Raw genomic sequence first — 25,915 nt, 5'->3', positions numbered from 1 at the left:
GCGCCGGTAAGGAGGCCTTCACGGCAGAGAAGTCCACAGTGGACCCTCCAGCGGAGGGGTCACCCTCCGTGAGGGAGTTACGAAGCGGTCGGGAGGGCCGCCCAGTCGCCGAGCTGAGCCACGATGGTCCGCTGGACCGCCGCCGCCTGCGCGTTGAGGTAGAAATGGCCACCCGGCAGCACTTCCAGCCGGAACGAGCCGGTCGTGTGCTGCTGCCACGCCCGCGCGTCCTCGATGCTGGTGACCGGATCGCTGTCGCCCACCAGCACGCACAGCGGGCCGCTCAGCTCGGGACCGCCGTCGTGACGGTAGGTTTCGACGGCCTTGTAGTCGCTGCGCACGGCGGGCAGGATCATGCGGAGGAGCTCCTCGTCGCCGAGCAGCCGGTCCTCGGTGCCGCTGAGCTCCTTGAGCGCGGACACGACGCCGTCGTCGTCGCGCAGGTGCACGGACTCGGTGCGGGCCACCGAGGGGGCGCGCCTGCCCGAGGCGAAGACCCCGACCGGCGGGGTTCCCCCCGCCTCCATCCGCCGGGCGACCTCGTAGGCGATGGTCGCGCCCATGCTGTGCCCGAACAGCGCGAGCGGACGATCGGACCAGGCGGGCAGCTCGGCGACGATGGCGTCCGCCAGCGCGCGGATGTCCTCGACGCACGGCTCCGCCCGGCGGTCCTGCCGTCCCGGATACTGGACGGCCACCACCTCGATGGCCGGGGAGAGCGCGCGGGAGACCGGGAAGTAGTAGGTCGCGGAGCCACCCGCGTGGGGGAGGCAGAGCAGCCGGACGGATGCCTCGTCGGTGGCGTGGAACCGGCGGATCCAGGCACCGGCACTTTTCGTGTCAGCCATGGGATAAGCAATTTGCCAGGTCAGCGCCGCCTGGAACAACCCCTATAGGTGGTCGGGGGCGCGAGGAACCCCGGTCGGCGGGCACCGGCCGGAGAGCGCTGCTCCAGTGCGGCAACCCCTACCCCACGCCCAGGGAAAAATTCACTCGAACGTGCCGCATCCCGGTGACTTGCAGTATTATCCGGGCTGACGACAACGCGAGGATGCCTTCGTCGTCAGGATTTGGGAAGCACGCTGGGGCGTAGCCGAGGGGGCTAACGGTGGTGACCAGAGACGGAAGGCGTATGCGTGACAGGTGTAGCGATTAGCCGGCTTCCTTCGGTATCCATACGACCGGCCGGGGCCTCGCCCGGCGGCCACGGCGCCTCCCCGGTGTGCTCCGGCACCCGTGGCGCCCGTCGTCCGGCGGGCGTGTCCGGCCCGGTCGTGACCGGTATCCACGAGTCGTGGCAGCGGACGGCACGCCATGACACCGCGGGGGCGTGTGGAGCCGGGTCGACAGGCATTCTTCGTCACTTCGCGTAATCACGGTGGGATCCGCGAACTCTCCGTCACCGGGGCGAGAGGGCGCGTCCGTGCGGAAATCGTCGTTCCGCCCGCGGCCGTGCAGAGGTATCCCCGAAGCGCAGGGAAGCGGACCCCATCCATTCGTGAGGTCGTATTAGTTCCGAATAACTGGGGTGTAATTGTGCGCAACGAGCCGAATGAGGCCTTGAATTCCCTGCGAGAACATTTCCGGCGAAGTACACAGGGGTCGGGCCGCCTGGTACTGGTCAGTGGCGGAATTGCCAGCGGAAAAACACGGCTGCTGAATGACTTTCTGGACCACGCCGCCGAATCGGGAGCTCTGACACTACGGGCGACCGGAGCACCGGACGAACGGGAGTTCGGCACCGCGATCATCGACCAGCTGCTCAGCAATCCGGGACTGCCCGCGGAATTGTCCGAGCGCGCCGCCGAAGTCCAGCACGGCCCGCCGAACACCGTCCAGGACGCCGCATCTCCTGCCGACACCCCGCTTCTGCGGGACGTCTGCCGCGCCATTCTGAACCACGCCAGGGACCAGGCGGTCGTCATCGGGATCGACGATCTGCAGTTCCTCGACGAGGTGTCGCTGCAGTTACTCCTCCAGCTGCAGCGCCGGATCCAGGCGAGCAGGCTGCTGCTGGTCCTGAACAAGAGCGATCATCCCGCCAACGACCAGCAACGGCTGCACGCCTGCTTCGCCCGCCAGCCGCATTATCACGTGCACCTGGTGCCGCTGTCCCGCGCGACCATCGCCGCCGGGCTCTCCACGGCATTCGGCGGGGAGCCCGCCACCGGCCTCGCCGCACGGGTGCACGAACTGACCGCCGGGAATCCCCTGCTCGCCGACGCGCTGATCCAGGACAACCGGCACCCGGAGCCACGGGCACCGCTCGTGACCGGAACCGCGTTCGCGCAAGCGGTCCAGGAGTTCCTCGCCAGGGGCGACGACCGGCTGCGGGAGGTCGCCGGCGCGCTGGCCGTGCTCGGCGCTTCCGGCACCACCGAGCTGGTGAGCGGCCTGATCGACGTCGCCCCGGCCGACGTCGAAGAGTCGGTGGCCGTGCTGACCGCCAGCGGTCTGCTGGAGAACGGCCGGTTCCGGCACGCGGCCACCCAGGCGGCCACGCTGGAGAGCGTTTCCCCTGCCGCCAAATCCCGGCTGCACCTGCGTGCCGCCGAGCTGAAGCACCAGCAGGCCGCCCCGCTGAGCGAGGTCGCCGGGCACCTGGTGACGGCGGGCGCGGTGATCGGCAACTGGTCGATCCCGGTGCTGCGGCGGGCGGCGGCGCTGGCGGCGCGGACCGAGGACATCCCGTTCGCGACCCGCTGCCTGAAACTCGCCCTGTCCGCGGCCACCGATCCCGCCGAGCGGCAGGCGCTGGTGCGCTCGCTGGCCTGGATCACCTGGCGGGTCAACCCGTCCGGGACCACCTCCTATCTGGAGACCCTGCGCCAGGCCGCCGTCGACGGGAACCTGGAGCACGCCGACTCGGCCGTGCTGGTGCGGCACGCGCTGTGGAACGGCGACCGCGAGACCTACACGACCGCGCTCAACGTGCTCACCAGCCGTCCCGAGGCGCTCGACCAGCAGACCGAGGCTGAGCTGAAACTGGCCTACCAGTGGTATTTCGGTCCGCAGCCGCAGTCGGCGGCCACCACGGGCGGACGGCCGGAGCCCGACCCGTGGCACCAGGCGGCCCACTCGCTGTCCCAGGTGTGGACCCAGGGCGGCAACGACACCACCACCGCCAGCGCCGAGCGGATCCTGCAGAACTGCAAGCTCAGCGACACGACGCTGGAAGCGCTCGTCACGGCGATCATCGCGCTGGTACTGGACAACCGGCCGGACCGGGCGGAGAAGTGGTGGGCGACGCTGAGCGAGGAGGCCGCCCGGCACGGGGCGACGACCTGGCGCGCCATGCTCGACGGCGTCTGGTCCTCGGTCGTGCTGCGCAGCGGCGACGTGGCGGGCGCGGCCGCGCGGGCGCAGTCGGCGCTGGGACTGCTCGGCGCGCCCGGCTGGGGTGCCTCGATCAGCTACCCGCTCACCAGCCTGCTGTGGGCCTACGTCACCGCGGGCCGGTTCGCCGACGCCGCCGAGATCCTCCGGTATCCGGTGCCGGAAGCGATGTTCGAGACGATCGGCGGGCTGCTGTTCCTGCGCGCCCGGGGGCACTACTACCTCGCCACCGGCCGCGCACTGGCCGCGGTCAGCGACTTCCAGGAGTTCCAGCGCTCGGCGAGCAGGGTCGGTTCCGACATCCCGATCCTGGCGCCCTGGCGCACCGACCTGGCCGAGGCGAACCTGCGGCTGGGCAACCTCGACGTCGCCCGCGACCTCGCGCGGCAGCAGCTGGCACAGGCCGGTGAGGCCGACGGCTACCTCCGCGGGATGTCACTGCGGGTGCTCGCGCTGGCGGGCAGGCCGGAGGACCGCCCGGTGCTGCTGGACCGGGCGATCAAATGCTTCACGCAGTCCGGCGACCGGCTCGAGGTCAGCCGGACGACGGCGATCCTCGGCCGCCCGCGCGAGCCGTGGCGCGAAATGGGCGGCGGGTCGGCCCCGCGGCCGCCGGGTGCGCTGCGACCGGCGCACGCCAAGAAGCTCCCGGAGCAGCACGCCCGCACCGGCGCGGGCGAGCCGGTCGATTCCGCGGTGCTGAGCGAGGCCGAGCTGCGGGTCGCCCAGCTGGCCGCGCTCGGCCGGACCAACCGCGAGATCGGCAGCACCCTGTTCATCACGGTGAGCACGGTCGAACAGCACCTCACGCGGGTGTACCGCAAACTCGGGGTGAGCGGCCGCAGCCAGCTGCCCGCGGAGCTGGGCGACAAGGTCGGCGCCGCCTGACCTTCTCGACGTCGCGATGAAGGCCGGGGGCGCCGCCCCCGGCCTTCACGGCTGTTCCGGTGGGAAACCGGAGGATTCCAGTTCCCCGTCCAGGATCTCGAACAGCTCGTCCGCGGTCGCTCCGTCCAAATCGGACGGTTCCGCCGCGCTGCCGTGTGCCTGCCCCCAGAGTGTGACGAGTGCCTTCAGCTTGGCCGCAACGTCGGCGTGCTCGCCCTCGTCGGGTCGCGCGGCACGCAGCGCGGATTCCAACGCCGCCAAACCGGCGTCGAGCGAGGAGACCGCTTCCGCCGCGAACTCGCCGACCAGGAACGCGGCCAGCGCGGCCGCCGTCGGATAGTCGAAGATCAGCGTCGCGGGCAGCCTCTTGCCGGTGCTCCGGTCCAGCCGGTTGCGGAATTCGACCGCGGTCAGCGAGTCGAAGCCGAGGTCGAGGAAGCCCTTCTCCGGATCGATCGCGTCCGCGCGATCATGACCGAGCACCAGCGCCGCCGTCGTGCACACGAGGTCCAGCGCCGCCCGTTCGAGTTCGGGTCCGGCCAGACCGGCCAGCCGTGAACCGGCCTCGGCGATGGCTTCGGTTCCGGTGGCGGCCCGGCGACGGGTGCGCACGAGCCCGCCGAGGATCGGCGGCACGTCGCCCGGTTGCCGCCGCAATGCCGCCAAGTCCAGCTTCGCGGGCATGAGCGACGGCGCCGAGCCCGCGATGGCCGCGTCGAACAACGCCAATCCTTCTTCGGCGCCCAGCGGGGCCACGCCCGAGCGCGCCATCCGGCGCAGATCGGCGTCGTCGAGCGCGCCGGACATCCCGCCGCCCGACCACAGCCCCCACGCCAGCGAAACCGCCGGGAGTCCCTGGGCTGCCCGATGCCGCGCCAGCGCGTCGAGGAAGGCGTTGGCGGCGGCGTAGTTGGCCTGGCCGGGAGCGCCGAGCGTGCCGCCGACGGACGAGAACAACACGAACGCCGCCAGGTCGAGATCCTGGGTCAGCTCGTGCAGGTACCAGGCGGCGTCTGCCTTCGGCCCGAGCACGGCGTCCATCCGCTCAGGAGTCAGCGCGGGCAGGACGCCGTCGTCGACCACTCCCGCGGTGTGCACCACCGCGGTCAACGGCACGCCGTCGAGCAGGGCCGCCAGCGTGTCCCGGTCGGAAACGTCACAGGCCACAATGGACACTTCCGCGCCCAGCCCGGTCAACTCCGCGTGCAGTTCGGTCGCACCCGGCGCGTCCATCCCGCGCCTGCCGGTCAGCAACAGCCGCCGGACCCCGTGTTCGAGCACCAGATGCCGCGCGACCAGACCGCCGAGGAAGCCCGTTCCCCCGGTGACCAAGACGGTGCCCGCGGGATCCAGCTTGTCCGATGTGGACACTTCCAGCGTGAACCTGGCCAGCCGGGGAACGTGGACGGCGCCGTCACGCACCGCGAGTTCTGTTTCACCCGCCCGCACAGCGGCGGCGACCGCGGTCAAGGGCACCGGCCCGCTCTCGACGTCGAGCAGGGCGAAGTGGTCCGGATACTCCTGAGCGGCCGTCCGCAGCAGGCCGCGCACGGGCTCGTCGGCCAGCGCCCCGCCGGTGACCACGACCAGCCGCGACGCGGCGAACCGCTCGTCCGCCGCCCAGGACTGGACGAGGGCGAGTGCCTGGTGGACGTGATCGTGCGCGGCGCGGACGGTGTCCGTTGCCTCGTCCGCAGGCAGGCCCGCGAACACGAGCTCGGGCACGGTCTCCACAGCGGCCAGCGTCGCATAGCTCCGCAAGGTTTCCGTGTGCCCCAGGCGATCGACGTCGCCGAGCACGGCGACCTCGGGTAGCGCCGCGTCCGGTGTCCCCGCCCACGGCTGCCAGCCGACGTGGAACAAGGCGTCGTGGCGGGCCGCCGCGAACCGACCGTCCTCGATCGGCCGGAACGCCAGCGAGCGCACGGAAAGGACGAGGTTTCCTTCCCGGTCGGTCGCCGCGAGCGAGATTTCGTTCTCTCCCAGGGAAGTCAGCGTGACCCGCAGTGCGGGCGCGCCCGCCGAGTGCAGCCGGACGCCAGCCCAGGAGAACGGCATGGCCGCCCTGTCGACAGTGGGGCCCGCGAGCCCGACCGCGTGCAACGCCGCGTCGAGCAGGGCCGGGTGCAGGCCATACTCCCCCGCGTCCGTCTCCGCCGGCAGGACGACCTCAGCCAGTACGTCCTCCCCGCGCGCCCAGGCCGAGCGCAACCCGCGGAACACGGGACCGTAGCCGAAGCCCTGCTGTGCCAAGGTTTCATAGCGGTCCGTGAGATCGATTTCGACCGCGTCGGCCGGTGGCCACTCGGACGACTGAGCGGCGACGTTCTCGAGGTCGCCGAGGAAGCCGCTCGCATGCGTGGTCCACGCGGCGTCCGGCGGTGCGTCCTCGGCGAGCGACGAGATGGTCACCGGACGACGATCGCTCTCGTCGGCCGCGCCGACGAACACCCGGACGCGCGCGCCCGTCGTTTCCGACAGGACCAGCGGAGCGGCGAGGGTCAGCTCCGCCACTTCCGCGCAGCCCACCTCGTCACCGGCACGGACGGCCAGCTCCACGAAACCGCTGCCGGGGAACACCATCAGCTCCCCGACGGTGTGCTCGGCGAGCCAGCGCTGCTTCCCGGGCGACAGCCTGCCGGTCAGCACCACCTGGTCCTGTTCGGACAGTGTCACCACGGCGCCGAGGATCGGATGATCTGCGGCGAACTGGCCGATCCCGGCGAGGTCCCCGTCCAGCGAAGACGTCCCGGATTCGAGCCAGTACCGCTTGCGCTCGAACGCGTAGGTGGGCAGATCCACCCGCGTACCACCGTGCTCGGCGGAGAAGGCCGTCCAGTCCAGCCGCTCGCCGTGGACCTGCGCGATCGCGAGTGCCCGGACCAGCTCCCGGACCTCGTCACGGTCCTTGCGCAGCAGCGGCACAAAGGTGCCGCCGTCGCAGCACTCCTTGGCCAGCGCGGAAAGGGTACCCGCAGGGCCCAGCTCGAGATATCGCGTCACTCCGGCGGTTTCCAGCGTCCGGACGGCGTCGGCGAAGCGCACGGTCGCGCGGACCTGACGCACCCAGTAGCCGGGGTCGCGCAGCTCATCGGCTTTCGCACGCGCACCGGACACAGTGGACACCAGCGGTAGCGTCGGCTCCAGGTAGGTCAGTTTCTCCGCCACGACCTGGAACTCGGCCAGCATCGACTCGACCAGCGCGGAATGGAAGGCGTGCGAAACCCGCAATGCGCGCGTACGCCGCCCGCGTGCTTCGAAGACCGACGCGACAGCCCCGACTTCCTCGGCCGCTCCGGAGATCACCACCGAAGCCGGGCCGTTGATCGCGGCGATGTCGACCCCGGCGACGAGTTCGGCGCGGACCTCGTCCTCCGCCGCCTCGACCGTGACCATCGCGCCGCCCTCGGGCAGCGCCTGCATCAACCGGGCGCGCGCCGCCACAAGCGCGCACGCGTCGGGCAGCGACCACAGACCGGCGACGTAGGCCGCCGCGAGTTCGCCGATCGAGTGTCCCGCAACGAACGCGGGCCGTACTCCCCACGACTCCAGCAACCGGAACAGCGACACTTCGAGCGCGAACAACGCGACCTGGGTAGCCCCGGTCCTGGCGAGGTCGTCCGCGTCCGCTTCGAACATCAGCTCACGCAGCGGCCGGTCCAGCACGGGGTCGAATTCGGCGGCGATCTCGTCGAGGGCACGGGCGAACACCGGATACGCCTCGTACAGCCCCCGGCCCATGCCCGGACGCTGGGAACCCTGGCCGGTGAACAGGTAGGCGAGCGACCCGCCCGCCTTGGCCAGTCCGCGCACGACCGCCGCGGACTCCTCGCCCGCCGCCAGCGCGCTCAAGCCCTGCCGCAGTTCGTCCCGGTTCGCGGCGAGCACCGCCGCCCGGTGCGCGAACGACGTCCGGGTGGTGGCGAGCGAGAACGCCAGATCGGCCACGGACGGTTCCGGACGTTCCCGCAAGAACCCCAGCAGCCGGGCCGCCTGCGCGGACACCCCACTGTCGGTACTCGCGGAAAGCAGGCAGGGCACCACGACGTCGGTCGCCGCCGATCGCGGTGCGGGTTCTTCGGACGGGTACTCCTCGACGATCACATGGGCGTTGGTACCGCTCAGCCCGAACGAGGACACTGCCGCACGACGCGGACGCGCCTCGCGCGGCCAGTCCCGCTCCTCGGTGAGCAGCCGCACGCCACCTTCGTCCCAGTCCACTTTGGACGACGGTTCGTCCACGTGGAGCGTCTTCGGCAGGACGCCGTGGCGCATCGCCTCCACCATCTTGATGACCCCGGCGACCCCGGCCGCGGCCTGCGTGTGCCCGAAGTTCGACTTCACCGAACCCAGCCACAACGGCTTGTCCGACGGCCGTCCCTTGCCATAGGTCGCCAGCAACGCGTTGGCTTCGATCGGGTCGCCGAGCACGGTCCCGGTGCCGTGCGCTTCGACCGCGTCGATGTCCGATGTGGATAGTTCGGCCGCGGTGAGCGCCTGCCGGATCACCCGTTGCTGCGCCGGCCCGTTGGGCACGGTCAGTCCGCTGCTGGCGCCGTCGGAGTTCACCGCCGACCCGCGCAGCACCGCGAGCACCCGGTGCCCGTTGCGCACCGCGTCGGACAGCCGCTCCAAGACCAGGATTCCGGCGCCCTCCGAACAGCCGACGCCGTCGGCCGCGCCGGCGAACGACTTGCAGCGCCCGTCCGGGGCGATTCCGCGCTGTTCGCTGAAGTACACGAACATCTCCGGTGTGGCCATCACGGTGACCCCGCCCGCCAGCGCGAGCCCGCACTCCCCCGCGCGCAGCGACGCGGCCGCGGTGTGCAACGCGACCAGCGACGAGGAGCAGGCGGTGTCCACCGTCATGGCAGGCCCCTCCAGCCCCAGCGTGTAGGAGATCCGGCCGGACACCATCCCGCCGTCGGTGCTGGCGCCGCCGTAGTCGTGGTACATCAGCCCGGTGAACACGCCGGTCCGGCTGCCGCGCAACGACTCCGGGACGATCCCGGCGCGCTCCAGCGCCTCCCAGGAGACCTCCAGCAGCAACCGCTGCTGGGGATCCACCGTCACCGCCTCACGCGGCGAGATCCCGAAGAACCCCGGGTCGAAGTCGCCCGCCCCGTCGACGAACCCGCCGCGCCGCGTGTAGGTCGTTCCCGGGGTCCCCGGTTCGGGCCGGTACAGCGCGGCCAGGTCCCAGCCGCGGTCGGCGGGGAACTCCGAGATCACGTCGTGGGCGTCCGCGACGAGCCGCCACAGTTCTTCCGGGGACGTAACGCCGCCGGGATAGCGGCAGCCCATCCCGATGATCGCGATCGGCTCGTTCGCGGCGGCGGCGAGCCGGGCGTTCTCGCGCTTCAGCCGTTCGTTGTCCGCGTGGGACTTCCGGAGCGCGCTGACGATCTGTTCGGTCGACGGCTGCTGCTGGTTCACACGTCACTCCGTTCGCCGTTGTCCTCGCCGAGCGCGGCCTGTACCAGTGCGCCGAGATCCAATTCCTCGACCGCCGCCGCACTGTCCACATCGGACGTCACCCGGGCGGCGCCGGTGTCCAGCGCCAGCAGCGCGTCCAGCAGCCCCGCCTCGCGCAGTTTGGCGATCGGGACCGCCGCGAGAACGCGCCGGATCGTTTCGTCGTCCGCCGACGCCGGTTCCTGGGCGGCCTCGGCCGGTGCCAGCTCGCCGAGCAGGTACTCGGCCAGCACGACCGGGCTCGGATAGTCGAAGATCAGCGTGGCGGGCAGGCGAAGCTCGGTCTCGGTGCCGAGCCGGTTGCGCAGTTCCAGCGCCGCCAGCGAATCCAGCCCGAGGTCGGTGAAGCCCTTCCGCGAGTCGATCTCCATCGCGTCGGCGTACCCGAGCACGGCGGCGGCGTTGGTGCAGACCAGGTCCAGCACGGCCCGCTCCCGCTCGTCGGCGGGAACCGAGGCCAGCCGCTCGGCAAGCGAGACCTGTCGTTCCACGGCGGCGACCGGCGACGGTGCCTGCACGACGCGGCGTGCGGGTGCCCCGAACATGCCGCGCAACAGGGCGGGGAGGTCGAGCCTGCGGCGCCGTTCCGGGTCGAGCTTGATCGGCGCCAGCACCGCGTCCGCCGCGCCCATCGCCGCGTCGAACAACGCCAGCCCCTCCTCCCGATCCAGTTCCGCGATACCGCCCCGGCCGATCCACTCGACGTCGACCTGCCCTTCGGCGCCCACCCAGGGACCCCAGCCGAGCGACTTGCCCGGCAGCCCGTTCGCCACGCGGTACTCGGCGAGCGCGTCGAGGAACACGTTGGCCGCCGCGTAGTTCGCCTGCCCAGCCGTGATCACCGTGCCCCCGGCGGAGGAGTAGAGCACGAACGCGGCCAGGTCGAGGTCCTTGGTCAGCTCGTGCAGATGCCAGGCCGCGTCGACCTTCGGCCGCAACACGACGTCGAGCTGCTTGGCGGTCAGCGAGCCGAAGACCGCGCTGTCCATCGCGCCCGCCGCGTGCACCACCGCGGTCAGCGGATGCTCGGCGGGCACACCGTCGAGCAGGGCCGCGAGCGCGTCCCTATCGGCGACGTCACAGGCCACAATGGACACCGATGCGCCGAGCCCGGTGAGTTCCGCGTGCAGTTCGGCCGCACCCGGCACGTCCATCCCCCGACGGCTGGTCAGCACCAGGTGCCGGACGCCGTGCTCGGCCACCAGATGCCGGGCGAGCATCGCGCCGAGCAACCCCGCACCACCGGTGATCAGGACCGTGCCCTCGGGCGAAGGCGCGAATTCGGAGTCCACAGTGGACACGCGTTCGAACCGGGGCAGCAGGATTTCCCCGTTCCGCACGGCGACCTCGGGCTCACCGGAAGCCAGCACGGTGGCCAGTGTCGGCAAGGTCACGACACTGTCCACATCGGCCAGTACCAGCCTGCCCGGGTTTTCCGCCTGTGCCGCCCGGATCAGGCCCCACAGCGAAGCCTGCGCCGGATCGGGCGCACCGGACGCCCGCACCGCGTCGCTGGTCAGCACGAACAGCCGCCCGGTCGCGCACCGCGGCTCGGCCAGCCAGCGCTGCACCCGCTGCAGGGTCCGCCGGAGCAGCTCGTGTGCCCGCTCGGCCATGGTCCCGGACATCGGTTCGACCGGCAGCACCAGCACCTGCGGCGCCGGCGCCCCGGACTCGATCGCTGTGGTCAGTGCGTCGACGTCGTTATACACCGGCACGCCGAGGCCGAGATCGCCGGTCCCGAACACCGCCCAGTCCTCGGGGACGACCGTCCCCGGCTCGACCTGCTTCGGCTTCCAGCCGATCCGCAGCAGCGACTCCGGCGCGGGCCGTCCGGCGCCTAGCTGTGCCTCGGGCACCGGCCGCAGCACCAGCGATTCGATCGACGCCACCGGCTTGCCCTCGCTGTCCGCGATGGCGAGCGAGGCCCCGTTCCCGCCGGGGGCCGGGGTCGTCCGGACCCGCAGCGAGGCGGCTCCCGCCGCGTGCAGCGACACCCCGGTCCAGGCGAACGGGATCGCCGTCTCGGTGATCGCCAGCGGGCCGCCGTCCACGAGGTAGTCCGTCGTCCCGACCGCGGAGTCGAGCAACGCCGGGTGCAGCCCGAACGTCGCCGCCTCGGCGGCGGCCTCAGGGGGTAGCGCGACCTCCGCGAAGACCTCGCCGTCGCGCCGCCACACCGCCCGGACGCCCTGGAACATCGGGCCATACCCGTAGCCGAGCGCGTCCAAGTGCTCGTAGACCCCGTCGAGAGCGAACGGCTCCGCGCCGCGCGGCGGCCACTCCGTGAGGTCGAACGGCGCCGAGGCCGTCTCCGGGGCGAGCACACCGGCCGCGTGCAGCTGCCATTCGCCGTCGCTGTCGGAGCGCGCATACACCTCCAGCGATCGGCGGCCGGACTCCGGGGACTGCTCGGGTCCCACGACCACCCGCACGTTCACCCCGCCGGCGCGGGGCAGCACCAGCGGCGCGCGCTGGGTCAGTTCCTCGACGACGGCGCAGCCGACCTGGTCGCCCGCGCGGATCGCCAGCTCGACGAACGCGGTCCCCGGCAACAGGATGCGGTCCAGCACCCGGTGATCGGCCAGCCACGGCTGGTGATCCGGCGACAGCCTGCCGGTCAGCACCACCCCGCCGGTGCCCGGCAGCTCGACCACCGCGCCCAGCAGCGGGTGCTCCGCCGCGCCGAGCCCCGCCGAACCCACGTCACTGGAGGCGGCGCCGTCGAGAAGCCAGAAATGCTTGCGCTGGAAGGCATACGTCGGCAGATCCACCCGGCGGGCGCCCCTGCCCGCGAAGAACGCGGACCAGTCGGGGCCGTCGCCGAGCACGTGCAGTTCCGCGATCGCCTTGAGCAGTGTCTGCGCCTCCGGCCGCGCACGACGCAGGGTCGGTACCTGGGCCGTGCCGTCCTTCTCCTCGACGCATTCCGTGGCCATGCCGCTCAGCACCGCGTCGGGGCCGACCTCGAGGAACCGGGTGACCCCGGCCTCGACGAGCGAGCGGACGCCCTGGCCGAACAGGACCGGTTCGCGGACGTGCCGTACCCAGTGCTCCGGGTCGGTCAGCAGCTCGGGCGCGCAGACCTCGCCGGTCAGGTTCGACACGATCGGGACGACCGGCGCGCGGCAGGTCAGTTTCCCCGCCACCGCGCGGAATTCCGCGAGCATCGGCTCCATCAGTGCCGAATGGAAGGCGTGCGAAACACGCAGCCGTCGCGTCTTGGCACCTTCGTCCGCCAGCCGCGAGGCGACCGCCAGCACCGCGTCCTCGGCCCCGGAGAGCACCACCGAACGCGGCCCGTTGACCGCGGCGATCCCAGCGCCGTCGACGAGCGCGTCCCGCACTCGCTGTTCGTCCGCGGCGACGGAGACCATCGCCCCGCCCGCGGGCAACGCCTGCATCAACCGGCCGCGCGCGGCCACCAGCACGGCGGCGCCGGCCAGGTCGAGCACGCCGGAGACGTGCGCGGCCACCAGCTCGCCGACGGAGTGCCCGGTGACGAAGTCGGGCGTGACACCCCACGACTCCAGCAGCCGGAAGAGCGCAACCTCGACCGCGAACAACGCGCTCTGCGTGTACGCCGTGTGGTCCAGCAGTTCGGCTTCGGGCGAGTCCGGCTCGGCCCACATGACTTCGCGCAGCGGCCGGTCGAGTTCCGGATCGAGCGCGACGCACACCTCATCGAGCGCCGTCGCGAAGGCCGGGAAGGTGCCGTACAGCTCCTTGCCCATCCCGATGCGCTGGGCACCCTGACCGGTGAAGAGGAACGCCGTCAGCCCGCCAGTCCGCGTCGGCCCCGCGACGACGTCGGTCGTGGTTTCTCCCTTGGCGAGCGCGGAAAGGCCGCGAATCGCCGACTCGGTGCCGGCCGCCAGCACGACGGCGCGGTGATCCAGCGCGGCGCGGCCGGTCGCGAGCGAGTAACCGACGTCGAGCAAGCCGGTGTCCTCGCCGAGGTGATCGGCGAGCTTCGCCGCCTGGGCGCGCAGGCCGTCCACCGAGCTACCCGCCAGTGCCAGCGGCACGAGCGGCAGCGCGGGCGCGTCCTCGCTCGCTGTCTCGACGGGTGCGGCCGGCGCCTCCTCGATGATCACATGCGCGTTGGTGCCGCTGAGCCCGAACGAGGACACCCCAGCCCTGCGCGGACGTCCGGCCGAAGGCCACGGCCGCGCCTCGGTGAGCAGTTCCACCGCGCCCGCCGACCAGTCGACGTGCGGTGAGGGCGCGTCGAGATGCAGGTTCTTCGGCAGCAGGTCGTTGCGCAGCGCCTGCACCACCTTGATGATCCCGGCCACGCCGGACGCCGCCTGCGCGTGCCCGAGGTTCGACTTCACCGAGCCGAGCAGCAACGGCCGGTCTTCGGGCCGGTCCTGGCCGTAGGTGGCGAGCAGCGCCTGCGCCTCGATCGGGTCGCCGAGGGTGGTGCCCGTGCCGTGTGCCTCCACAGCGTCCACATCGGACGTCGTGAGCCCGGAAGCGGTCAGCGCCGCCCGGATCACCCGTTCCTGCGAAGGACCGTTCGGCGCGGTCAAACCGTTGGAGGCGCCGTCCTGGTTGACCGCGCTGCCGCGCACGACCGCCAGCACGTCGTGCCCGAGCCGCTGTGCGTCGGACAACCGCTCGACGAGCAGCAGCCCGGCGCCTTCCGCCCAGCCGACGCCGTCGGCCGCGGCGGAGAACGACTTGCACCGGCCGTCCGCGGCGAGTCCGCGCTGACGGCTGAAGTCGACGAAAGCGTCCGGAGTGGACAGTACGGTCACGCCGCCCGCCAGCGCGAGCGAGCATTCGCCGTTACGCAGCGCCTGCATCGCGAGGTGCAGCGCGACCAGCGAGGACGAACACGCCGTGTCCACCGTCAGCGACGGGCCTTCCAGCCCCAGCAGATACGAGATCCGGCCGGACAGGATGGCGGCGGAACTGCCGTTGGTCAGGTACCCGGCGAGATCCTCCGGTGGGTTGCGCAGCCTGCTGCCGTAGTCGTCGTACATCAGCCCGGCGAAGACGCCGGTCCGGCTGCCGCGCAACGAACTCGGGTCGACCCCGGCCCGTTCGGCGGCCTCCCAGGCCAGCTCCAGCATGAGCCGCTGCTGCGGGTCCATCGCCAGGGCTTCCCGCGGCCCGATCCCGAAGAATCCGGGGTCGAACTCCGCGGCGTCGTGCAGGAATCCGCCTTCGCGGGTGTAGGTCTTGTTCGGGACGCCCGGTTCGGGGTCGTAGATGCCCTCGACATCCCAGCCGCGATCGGCCGGCATCCCGGTGACCGCATCGGTGCCGGTCACCAGCAACTGCCAGAGGTCCTCCGGCGACGTGACGCCGCCGGGGTAACGGCAGCTCATGCCCACGATCGCGATCGGCTCGTCGCGCGCCACCGTCACGGTGGGCGCCGCGGGCGCCACCGCGGCGGCGCCGATCAGCTTGTCCGCCAGGTAGGTGGCGATCGCCCGCGCGTTGGGGTGATCGAAGACCAGCGTGGCGGGCAGGGTGAGCCCGGTCGCCGCGCCGAGGAGATTGCGCAGCTCGACCGCGGCCAGCGAGTCGAAGCCCAGCTCCTTGAACGCCTTGCCGTCGTCGATGTCCCCCGCGCCGTCGTATCCGAGCACCGACGCGACCTGCGTGCACACCAGCTCCCGCAGGAACCGGTCGCGTTCGACCCCGGAAAGGCCGGAAAGCCGTTCGGCGAGGCCGTTGCCCGAGGCTGCGGTGAGTGCGGCGGTTCCGGACGCGGCCCGTCGCGTAGGTGCGGCCAGGAAACCGCGCAGCAGCGCGGGAACCTCGTCGGTCCGGGCACGCAAGGCCGCGAGATCGAGGCGGATCGGGACCGTGACGGACTCGTCCGCCCGCAGGGCCTCGTCCAGCAGCGCCAGACCGTCGGCGGCGGTGAGCGCGGGCATGCCGAGCCGGGCCATCCGCCGCAGATCGGCCTCGCCGAGTTCACCACCGAGACCGGTGTTCTCGGCCCACAGGCCCCAGGCGAGCGAGGTGACCGGAAGTCCTTGTGCCCGGCGGAATCCGGCCAAACCGTCGAGGAAGGCGTTGGCCGCGGCGTAGTTGCCCTGCCCCGCGGCGAGGACCATGCCGCCCGCGGAGGAGAACAGCACGAACGCCGCCAGGTCGAGATCCCGGGTCAGCTCGTGCAGATGCCAGGCCGCGTCGGCCTTGGGCCGCAGCACGGCGTCGAACTGCTCGCCGGTGAGCGCGTCGAACACCGCGCTGTCCGCGGCCCCGGCGGCGTGCACGACAGCGGTCAGCGGGTGCTCGGCGGAAACCTCCGCCAGCAGACCGCGGACGGCTTCGCGGTCGCCGACATCGCAAGCGACGATCGAGACCGAGGCGCCGAGTTCGGCCAGCTCCGCGCGCAACCGCTCGGCGCCCGGGGCGTCCGGGCCACGCCTGCTGGTCAACAGGAGGTGCCGCATCCCGTGCGCGGCGACCAGGTGCCGGGCCACGAGACCGCCCAGTCCCCCGGTGCCGCCGGTGATCAGCACCGTGCCTTCGGTGTCCCATGTGGACGATTCAGCAGCCTCGGGAGCCGGGATCCTGACCAGGCGCGGCACGAACATCGCGCCGTCGCGCAGCGTGGCCTCCGGCTCGCCGGACTCCACCACCGCGGGCAATACGGCGGCGTCACCGGCCAGATCGACCAGGACGAACCGGCCGGGATGCTCGGCCTGCGCGGCCCGCACCAGGCCCCGCACCGGCGCCTGCACCGGATCCGTCTCGGCGTCGCGGGTGGTCACCACCAGCCGTGACGCGGCGAACCGGTCATCGGCCAGCCAGTCCTGCATAACCGACAGCAGCCCGGTCAGTGTCGTCCGTGTCCGGGCGGGGACGTCATCGGTGGCGTTCGTGTCCGCCGGGGCGAGCACGACGACGTCCGGCACCTCCGCTCCGGCGTCCACAGTGGATAGCAGGGCACCCAGATCTTCGTACGCCGGAAGATCCTGGCCGAGGTTGTCGCCGAGCACGGCCCAGTTCGTTGCCGTCCCCGCCGGAACCGCTGCGGGGTAAGGGTTCCACGCTACGCGGAACAGCTCACCGGCGTGCCCGTGCGTGGCGGCCTCGGCGAGTTGTTCGTCGGTGATCGGGAAGGAAACCAGCGAGCGCACCGAAGCCACCGGCCTGCCTTCGCCGTCCGCGACGTCGATCGCGGTCAGTTCGTCACCCGAAAGCCGGGTGAGCCGGACGCGCAGCATCGCGGCGCCCGCCGCGTGCAGCGTGACCCCGTTCCACACGAACGGAAGCAGCGTCGCGCCGTCGTTCTCGCCGAGGAGGTCGGCGTGCATGGCGGCGTCCAGCAGGGCCGGGTGCAGCCCGAACGCGGCCGCCGAGTCCACGGCTTCCGGCGGCAGCGCGACCTCGGCGAAAATCTCTTCGCCGCGTCGCCAGGCCGCACGCATCCCTTGGAAGACCGGGCCGTAGCCGTAGCCCCGGTCGATCAGCCGCTCGTATGCGCCCTCGACGTCGATCGGGACGGCGCCTTCCGGCGGCCACGCGGTGAGGTCGAACGATTCCGGCTGTGCCTCAACGCCCAGCACACCGCTCGCGTGCAGTGTCCAGGGGAGATCGGCCGGAGCGTCCTCGGCCCGCGAGTACACCGACAGCGCGCGACGGCCCGCTTCTTCGGCACCGACGACGACCTGCAACGCCACGCCGCCGAACTCCGGCAGGATCAGCGGAGCCCGCAGGGTGAGTTCCTCGACGGCCGCGCAGCCGACCTCGTCGGCGGCCCGGATCGCCAGTTCGACGAAACCGGTGCCGGGCAGCAGCACCGAGTCCCGCACGACGTGGTCGGCAAGCCATGGCTGGCTCTCGACCGAGAGACGGCCGGTGAGCACGACCCCGTCCGAACCCGGGACCGCGACCACGGCGCCGAGCATCGGGTGCGCGGCGGCCCGCTGGCCGACCCCGGCCACGTCCCGCGCCGGAGTCGCGTCGAGCCAGAACCGCCTGCGCTGGAAGGCATAGGTGGGCAACGCGGTGCGCGGGCCCTCGCCCAGCAACACTGTCCAATCCGGACTGATCCCGCGTACGTGCAGCCGCCCGACGGCCGCCATCAGCTCGGGCAGCTCGGCCCGCTCACGCCGCAGGACGTGCGTGAACACGAAGTCCGCGCCGTCTTCGACGTTCCGGCTACCCGCCGCGGAAAGCACGCTGTCCGGGCCCAGCTCGGCGAAGGTGCGCACGCCCTCGCCCGCGAGTGTCCGCACGGCGTCGCCGAAGCGGACGGTGGCCTGGACGTGCCGCACCCAGTACCCCGGCGAGCACAGCTCGTCGGCCGTCGCCACCGCGCCGGTCAGCGCGGAGACGACCGGGATGCGCGGCGCCTGATAGGAGATCCCGGCCGCGATCTCGCCGAACTCGGCGAGCATCGGCTCCATGAGCGGCGAATGGAACGCGTGGCTCACCGTGAGCCGGTGGGTCTCGCGGCCGCTTTCCTTGACCGCGTCGGCGATCCGGAGCACGGCGGCTTCTTCACCGGAGACGACGACCGCCGCCGGGCCGTTCACCGCCGCGATGGCGACGTCCTCGTGACCGGCCAGCAGCGCGCTGACCTCGTCCTCGGGCGCCGCGACCGCGACCATCGCGCCGCCCTCGGGCAGCGCGTTCATCAGCCGTCCGCGCGCGGCGACCAGCGTGCAGGCGTCGGCCAGCGAGAAGACGCCCGCGACATGGGCCGCGGCGAGTTCCCCGATGGAGTGCCCCGCGACGAAACCCGGAGTGATGCCCCAGGTTTCGAACAACCGGAACAACGCGACCTCGATCGCGAACAACGCGCATTGCGTGTACTCGGTGCGATCGAGCAACGCGGCTTCCGGCGAGCCCGGCTCCGCCCACATCACCGCACGCAGCGGCCGGTCGAGTTCGCGATCGAACGCGGCACAAACCTCGTCGAGCGCGGTCGCGAAAACCTCGGACACCTCGGCGAGTTCGCGGCCCATGCCGATCCGCTGGGCACCCTGACCGGAGAACAGGAACGCGAGCTTGTGCTCCCCTACCGCGCCGGTCACCACCGACGCCGCGGTCTCCCCCGCGGCCAGCTTTTCCAGGCTACGCATCAGTTCCGCGTGGTCGCCCGCGATCACCGCGGCCCGGTGTTCGAGCGCCGCACGCGAGGTGGCCAGCGAACGCGCCAGCGTGCCGAGCGGGATCTCGGGACGCTCCTCGACGAAGTCCCGCAGCCGGGCGGCCTGCGCCCGCAACGCCACGACACTCTTCCCGGACAGCACCAGCGGAAGGACCGGAAGCGACTCGGTGTTCGCAAGGTCTTCGGCGGGTGGTGCCTGTTCGATGATCACGTGGGCATTGGTGCCGCTGACGCCGAACGAGGACACCCCGGCCCGGCGCGGATGCCCGTTTTCGGCCCACTCACGCGGTTCCGTCAGCAGTTCGACCGAGCCCGAGGCCCAGTCGACCTCCGGCGAGGGCGCGTCCACGTGCAGCGTCCGGGGCAGCACGCCGTTGTGCAGGGCCAGCACCATCTTGATGATGCCGGCGACCCCGGCCGCGGCCTGGGTGTGCCCCAGGTTCGATTTGACCGAACCGAGCAGCAGCGGCCGCTCGCGGTCCTGGCCATAGGTGGCGAGCAGGGCATGCGCCTCGATCGGGTCACCGAGCGTCGTGCCCGTCCCGTGCCCCTCCACTACGTCCACATCGGACGGTGTGAGCCCGCCGCTTTCCAGCGCCTGCAGGATGACCCGCTGCTGGGAAGGACCGTTGGGCGCGGTCAGGCCGTTGCTGGCGCCGTCGTGGTTGACCGCGGACCCGCGGACCACGGCCAGCACCTCGTGCCCGTTGCGCACCGCGTCGGACAGCCGTTCGACGAGCAGCATCCCGGCGCCCTCACCCCAGCCGGTGCCGTCCGCACCCGCGGCGAACGACTTGCACCGGCCGTCGGCGGCCAGTCCGCGCTGACGGCTGAAGTCCACGAAAGTGTCCGGAGTGGACATCACGGTCACGCCACCGGCCAGCGCCAGCTCGCATTCGCCCCGGCGCAGCGCCTGGATCGCCCAGTGCAGCGCGACGAGCGAGGACGAGCACGCCGTGTCGACGGTGACCGTCGGCCCTTCGAGACCGAGCACATAGGACACCCGGCCGGACACCACACTCGCCAGGCTGCCGTTGCCGAGATAGGCGGCGACGTCCTCGGACACCTCGCCGAGCCGGGTTCCCCAGTCGTGGTACATGACCCCGGCGAACACGCCGGTCCGGCTGCCGCGCAAGGAAAGCGGGTCGATGCCCGCGCGCTCCAGCGCCTCCCACGAGATCTCCAGCGCGAGCCGCTGCTGTGGGTCCATCGCCTGCGCCTCGCGCGGCCCGATGCCGAAGAACTCCGGGTCGAACTGCGCGGCGTCGTGCAGGAAGCCGCCCTCGTGCGCGTAGCTCTTGCCCGGTTTGCCCGGCTCGGGGTCGTACAGAGTACCGACGTCCCAGCCGCGGTCCACCGGGAACGAGGACACCGCGTCGGTACCCTCGGCCAGCAGGCGCCACAGCTCCTCCGGCGTGCTGACACCGCCGGGGTAACGGCAGCTCATTCCGATGATCGCGATGGGCTCGTCGTCCGCGCTCGCCGTGCTCTGCCGCACGGTGACCGACCGCTGCCCGCCGCCCGCCTTCTCCAGAATGTGCGCGGCCAGCACGCGCGGCGTCGGGTAGTCGAAGATCAACGTGACCGGCAGCCGCAGCCCGGTCCGGGATTCCAGCAGATTGCGCAGTTCGACCGCGGCGAGCGAGTCGAACCCGATCTCGCCGAACGCGCGGTCCGGCGCGATCGCGTCGCCGCCCGCGTGCCCGAGTACGGCGGCGACGTGCGTGCGGACCAGGTCCAACGCGGCCTGTGCGCGGTCGCCGTCGTTCACTCCGGCCAGCCAGTCCGGGGTGGCGGGCGCCGCCGGTCCGGCCGCGGCCTGCCCGGCGGCGCGGCGTGGGGCGGGCACCAGGCCACGCAGCATCGCGGGCACGCCGTCCGCCCGCGAGCGCAGGGCCGCGAGGTCCACCCGCACCGGCAGCACCGCGGCCTCGCCGGTGCGCAACGCCGCGTCGAACGTCGCGAGGCTTTCCTCCGGGGTCAGCGCCGTGAGCCCGAGGCTGTTCGCGCGCCGCAGGTCCGCGTCGGCCAGCCTGCCGCCCATGCCGTCGGGGCCGGACCAGAGGCCCCACGCGAGCGACGTCGCGGGCAGGCCGAGCGAGGTCCGGTACGCGGCGAGCGCGTCGAGGAAGACGTTAGCCGCGGCGTAGTTGCCCTGTCCCGCGCCGTCGAGGTGCCCGGCGACCGAGGAGAACAGGACGAAGTTCGCCAGGTCGAGCCCGCGGGTCAGTTCGTGCAGCAGCCATGCGGCGTCCACTTTGGACCGCAGCACCTCGGCCACCTGGGCCGGGGTCAGGGTGCCGATCAGCGCGTCGTCCACCACACCCGCCGTGTGCACGACCGCGCGCAGCGGATGTTCGTCCGGAATTTCCCGCAGCAGCAAGGAAAGCGCGTCCGCGTCGGCGGCGTCACACGCGGCGACCCGGACCGACACGCCGAGCGCTTCCAGCTCCGCGGTCAGCTCCGCCGCGCCCGGCGCCGCCGGGCCACGACGGCTGACGAGCAGCAGCCGCCGCACTCCCCTGGTGCCGACGAGATGCCGCGCGACGTGCGCGCCCAGGCCGCCGGTCCCGCCGGTGATCAGCACGGTGCCGTCCGGGTCCCACGACGTCGCGGCCTCGGGCTCGGGTGCCTTCACCCGCACCATCCGCGGCGCGCGCAGCACTCCGCCCCGCACCGACAGCTCGGGCTCGCCGGAAGCCAGCGCGGCGGCCACGGTCCGGGACGTGAGGCCGTCCTGGTCGACGTCGACGAGCACGAACCGTCCCGGGTTCTCCGCCTGCGCCGAGCGCACCAGGCCCCACACCGGGGCGCAGGCGAGTCCCGCCGCGGTGTCCGGCTCCACCGCGCCTCGGGTCACCACCACCAGCGTGGTCTCGGCGAACCGGTCGCCGGAAAGCCAGCGCTGCAACAGGTCCAGTACCCGGAGGGTGACCTCGTGCGCGGCGTCGACGACCGCCGGACCGTCCACATCGGACACAGCGGGGACCACGACCGCGTCGGGAATTCCGGCCGCGGCCAGCGTGTGCAGATCCTCGAACACCGGGACACCGTCGCCGAGCCCGAGGACGTCCGCGCCCACGACGGCCAGGCGGCGCGCTGGGCCGTCCGCTCCGCCGAGCGGGTTCCAGCCGACCCGGAACAGCGACTGGTCCCGGCCGCTCAGCCGGTCGGCGGGCAGCGGGCGCATCCGGACCGCGCCGACCGTCGCCACCGGCGCGCCGGTGCCATCGGCCAGCTCCAGCGTGATCCCGCCGGTTCCGGAGACCGAGATCCGCGCCCGCAGCACGTCGGCGCCGGTGGCGTGCAACGCGACCCCGGTCCAGGCGAACGGCAGCTCGATCTCGTCGCGGCCTCGTGCCGCGCCCTCGGCGTAGTCGGTGGCGTGCAGCACCGCGTCCAGCAGCGCCGGGTGGAGGTCGAACGCCGCGGCCTCCTCGCGTGCCTCCTCCGGCAGCGCGACCTCGGCGAACACCTCGCCACCGCGCCGCCACACCGACTTGAGCCCGCGGAACACCGGCCCGTACGCGTACCCCTCGGCGCCCAGATCCTCATACAGGCCACCGATTTCGACGGCCTCGGCGCCCTCCGGCGGCCACACCCCGAGGTCGCCGATCCGGGCCCCGGACGTGGCCAGCCTGCCACTCGCGTGGTGGGTCCAGGTCATGTCCGCGATGTCGTCCTCGGCGCGGGAGTACACGTCGATCGACCGGTCGCCGGTTTCGCCCGCCGCGCTCACCACGACCTGCAGCACCACGCCCCCGGTGTCCGGGACCGTCAGCGGCGCCCGCAGCGTCAGCTCGTCGACCGTCGTGCAGCCGACGTGCCCGGCCGCGTGCACGGCCATCTCCACGAAGGCCGTTCCGGGCAGCAGCACCGAACCCGCGATGCCGTGGTCGGCCAGCCACGGGTGGGTGCGCAGGGAGATCCGGCCGGTCAGCACCACGCCGTCGTCACCGAGATTGGCCACCGCCGACAGCAGCGGGTGCGCGGACGCGGTCTGCCCGATCCCGGCACCGCCGGTGCCCGTCGGTCCTTCGAGCCAGAAACGCGTGCGCTGGAAGGCATACGTGGGCAGCTCGACGCGCTTCGCGCCCGTCCCGGCGAAGAACGATTCCCAGCCGACGACGCCGCCGCGGGCGTGCACGACCGCCAGCGCCGCGTGCAGCACCCCGGCCGCCGGACGGTCCCGGCGCGCGACCGGCGCCAGCACGACGTCGTCCTCGCCGGTCAGGCAGTCCCCTGCCATCGCGCACAGCACCGCGTCCGGGCCGAGTTCCAGGTAGGTACCGACGCCCGCGGCGCTCAGCGACCGGACCCCGTCGGCGAACCGCACGGCTTCGACCACATGACGCACCCAGTACTCCGGGTCGCGGAGTTCGTCGGCGGTCGCCAGTTCGCCGCTGACGTTCGAGACCACCGGGATCCGGGGCTGCGCGTAGTCCACCACCTGCAGGAACTGCCGGAACTCCGCCAGCATCGGCTCCATCAGCGGCGAGTGGAAGGCATGCGAAACCCGCAGCCTGCTCGTCTTGTGGCCCCGCTCCTTGAAGCCCGCGGCCACCTCGGCGACGTCGTCCTCGGCGCCCGAAAGCACCACCGAGGACGGGCCGTTGACCGCCGCGATGCCGACCCGCTCGGAGAGGTACGGGCGCACCTCGTCCTCGGTCGCGGCGATGGCGAACATCGCGCCACCGGACGGGAGTTCCTGCATCAACCGGCCCCGCGCGCCCACCACGACACAGGCGTCCTCCAGCGACCAGACACCCGCCACGTGCGCGGCCGCCAGCTCACCGATCGAATGGCCCGCGACGAAGTCCGGCCGGACGCCCCACGATTCCAGCAACCGGAACATCGCCACCTCGACGGCGAACAACGCCGCCTGCGCGTAGCGCGTCTGGTCCAGCAGGCCCGCCTCCGGCGAGCCTTCCGCGGCGAACAGGACCTCGTGCAGCGGCCGGTCGAGCTGCAGGTCGAGATAGCTGATCGCGTCGTCCAGCGCGGCCGCGAACACGGGGTAGGTCTCGTAGAGTTCCCGGCCCATCCCGGCGCGCTGAGAACCCTGACCGGTGAACAGATACGCGAGCCCGGCACCGGACGCGGCACCGGTGAACACGCCCTGAGCGGGGGTGTCTTCGGCCAGCGCGCGCAGGCCGTTCTCCAGCACGGCGCGATCGTCGGCGACGACGACCGCGCGATGGTTCAATGCCGCGCGCGTCGTGGCCTGCGAGTAGGCCAGGTCGATCAGCGAGTGCTCGGGATGTGCCGAAACGAAGGACAGCAGGCGCTCCGCCTGCGCACGCAATGCCGGGGCACTCTTGGCCGACAGTCCAAACGGGACGTTCGCTACGGAACGTTCCTCAGTGTCCTCTTCGGACACCGCTTCGACGGCGGGCGCCTCTTCGAGGATGACGTGCGCGTTGGTGCCGCTGATGCCGAAGGCGGACACCCCGGCACGACGCGGACGTCCGTCCGCACGCTCCCACGGCACCTGCCCGGTCAGCAGCTCGACCTTGCCCGCGGCCCAGTCGACGTTCGGCGAGGGCGCGTCCACGTGCAGGGTCTTCGGCAGCACACCGTGCCGCATCGCCATGATCATCTTGATCACGCTGGCCGCACCGCCGGCCGCCTGGGTGTGGCCGAGGTTGGACTTCACCGAACCCAGCCACAGTGGACGTTCACGGTCCTGGCCGTAGGTGGCGAGGATCGCCTGCGCCTCGATCGGGTCCCCGAGCGTGGTGCCCGTGCCGTGCGCGTCGACCGCGTCGACCTCGCCCGCGCCGAGCCCGGCCTGGGCGAGCGCCTGGCGGATGAGCTGCCGCTGCGAGTCGCCGCTGGGGGCGGTGAGGCCGTTGCTCGCGCCGTCCGAGTTGACCGCGGAGCCGCGGACCAGCGCGAGGACGTCGTGCCCGAGCCGCCGCGCGTCGGAGAGCCGCTCGACGACGAGGAGCCCGATGCCCTCGGCGAAGCCGGTGCCGTCGGCGGCGGCCGCGAACGCCTTGACCCGGCCATCCGGGGCGAGCCCGCGCTGCCTGCTGAACGCGGTGAACATGCCGGGGCTGCCCATCACCGCGACGCCGCCGACGAGCGCCAGCGAGCATTCGCCGCGTCGCAGCGCCTGAATCGCGAGGTGCAGCGAAACGAGCGAACCGGAGCAGGCGGTGTCGACGGTGACCGCAGGTCCCCGCAACCCCAGCACGTAGGCGACGCGGCCGGATGCCACACTCGGTGCGTTGCCGGTCATCAGATAGCCGTCGAGACCATCAGGAGCTTCGTGCACGCGGACGCCGTACTCGTGCACCTCGGCGCCGACGAACACACCGGTCCGGCTGCCGTGCAGGCCGAGCGGGTCGATGCCCGCGCGCTCCAGCGCCTCCCACGCGGTCTCCAGCATGAGCCGCTGCTGTGGGTCCATCGCCAGCGCCTCGCGCGGGCTGATGCCGAAGAAGTCGGCATCGAATTCCGTTGCGGTGGAAAGGAAACCGCCCTTGTCGACGTAGCTCTTACCGGTCGCGCCCGGGTCGGTGTCGAACATGCCGGCGAGGTCCCAGCCGCGGTCGTCCGGGAAGTCCCCGAGCACCTCGCCGCCCTCGGCCACCAGCCGCCACAGGTCCTCGGCGGAGCCGACGCCGCCCGGGAACCGGCAGCCGACACCGACGATGGCGATCGGGTCGTCCTCGTCCCCCGCCACGGCGGGCAGCACGGCGTGGGTGTCCCCGGCGGGCAGGCCGAGCACCTCGGTCCGCACGTATTCCGCCAGCAGCGCCGGGGTCGGCTGATCGAAGATCACCGTGGGCGGCAGCCGCAGCCCGGTGGCCGCGTTGATCCTGGTCTGCACCTCGACCAGGCCGAGCGAGTCGAGGCCCTGATCGCGGAACGCGCGCTCGACCCGCAGGTGCGTGGTGCCGGGACGGATCCGGCGCAGCACCTGGAGGGTCTCCTCACGCACCAGCTCGGTCAGGAGCCTCGCCTGTTCGGAGACGGGCAGCTGCTCGAGCCGGCGCGCCAGCCCCGCCGCACCGCCGTCCGCGGGTCCGAGGTCCGACGGGAAACTTGCGGATTCACTCATTTTGCGTACCCCATACCAACCCTGTCCACTAGGGACGGACGCCAACCACGACCGGACAC

Annotated in this window: 4 protein-coding genes; 1 reads left to right on the top strand and 3 read right to left on the bottom strand. The window is 72.2% G+C overall.

From position 1 onward, the window contains the following. Nucleotides 1-77 precede the first annotated feature (77 nt). Nucleotides 78-848 carry a thioesterase II family protein gene (locus tag ACFW0G_RS38080; protein ID WP_378330362.1) on the bottom strand — a complete coding sequence of 257 codons (771 nt, stop codon included), beginning with the start codon at nt 846-848 and terminating at the stop codon, nt 78-80. A gap of 712 nt (nt 849-1,560) precedes the next feature. Between ACFW0G_RS38080 and ACFW0G_RS38075 the strand changes: the two genes are divergently transcribed. Next, nucleotides 1,561-4,224: an AAA family ATPase gene (locus tag ACFW0G_RS38075; RefSeq protein ID WP_378330361.1), complete on the top strand. Its 2,664-nt coding sequence runs from the start codon at nt 1,561-1,563 to the stop codon at nt 4,222-4,224. 45 nt (nt 4,225-4,269) lie between these two features. Here ACFW0G_RS38075 and ACFW0G_RS38070 read toward each other — a convergent pair whose 3' ends face one another. Next, nucleotides 4,270-9,660 (bottom strand): SDR family NAD(P)-dependent oxidoreductase, encoded by a 5,391-nt coding sequence (locus ACFW0G_RS38070; protein ID WP_378330360.1) that lies wholly within the window; start codon nt 9,658-9,660, stop codon nt 4,270-4,272. After that, entirely contained in the window at nt 9,657-25,856 is a 16,200-nt protein-coding gene (locus tag ACFW0G_RS38065; RefSeq protein WP_378330359.1) for an SDR family NAD(P)-dependent oxidoreductase, read from the bottom strand. Before ACFW0G_RS38065 ends, ACFW0G_RS38070 begins: the two co-directional genes overlap by 4 nt. Between the last annotated feature and the right edge of the window lie 59 nt (nt 25,857-25,915).

The organism is Amycolatopsis sp. NPDC058986 (assembly GCF_042741125.1).
GTDB lineage: Bacteria > Actinomycetota > Actinomycetes > Mycobacteriales > Pseudonocardiaceae > Amycolatopsis.
The sequence above is the reverse complement of the archived record's forward strand: the minus strand, read 5'-3'. Positions and strand labels throughout refer to the sequence as shown.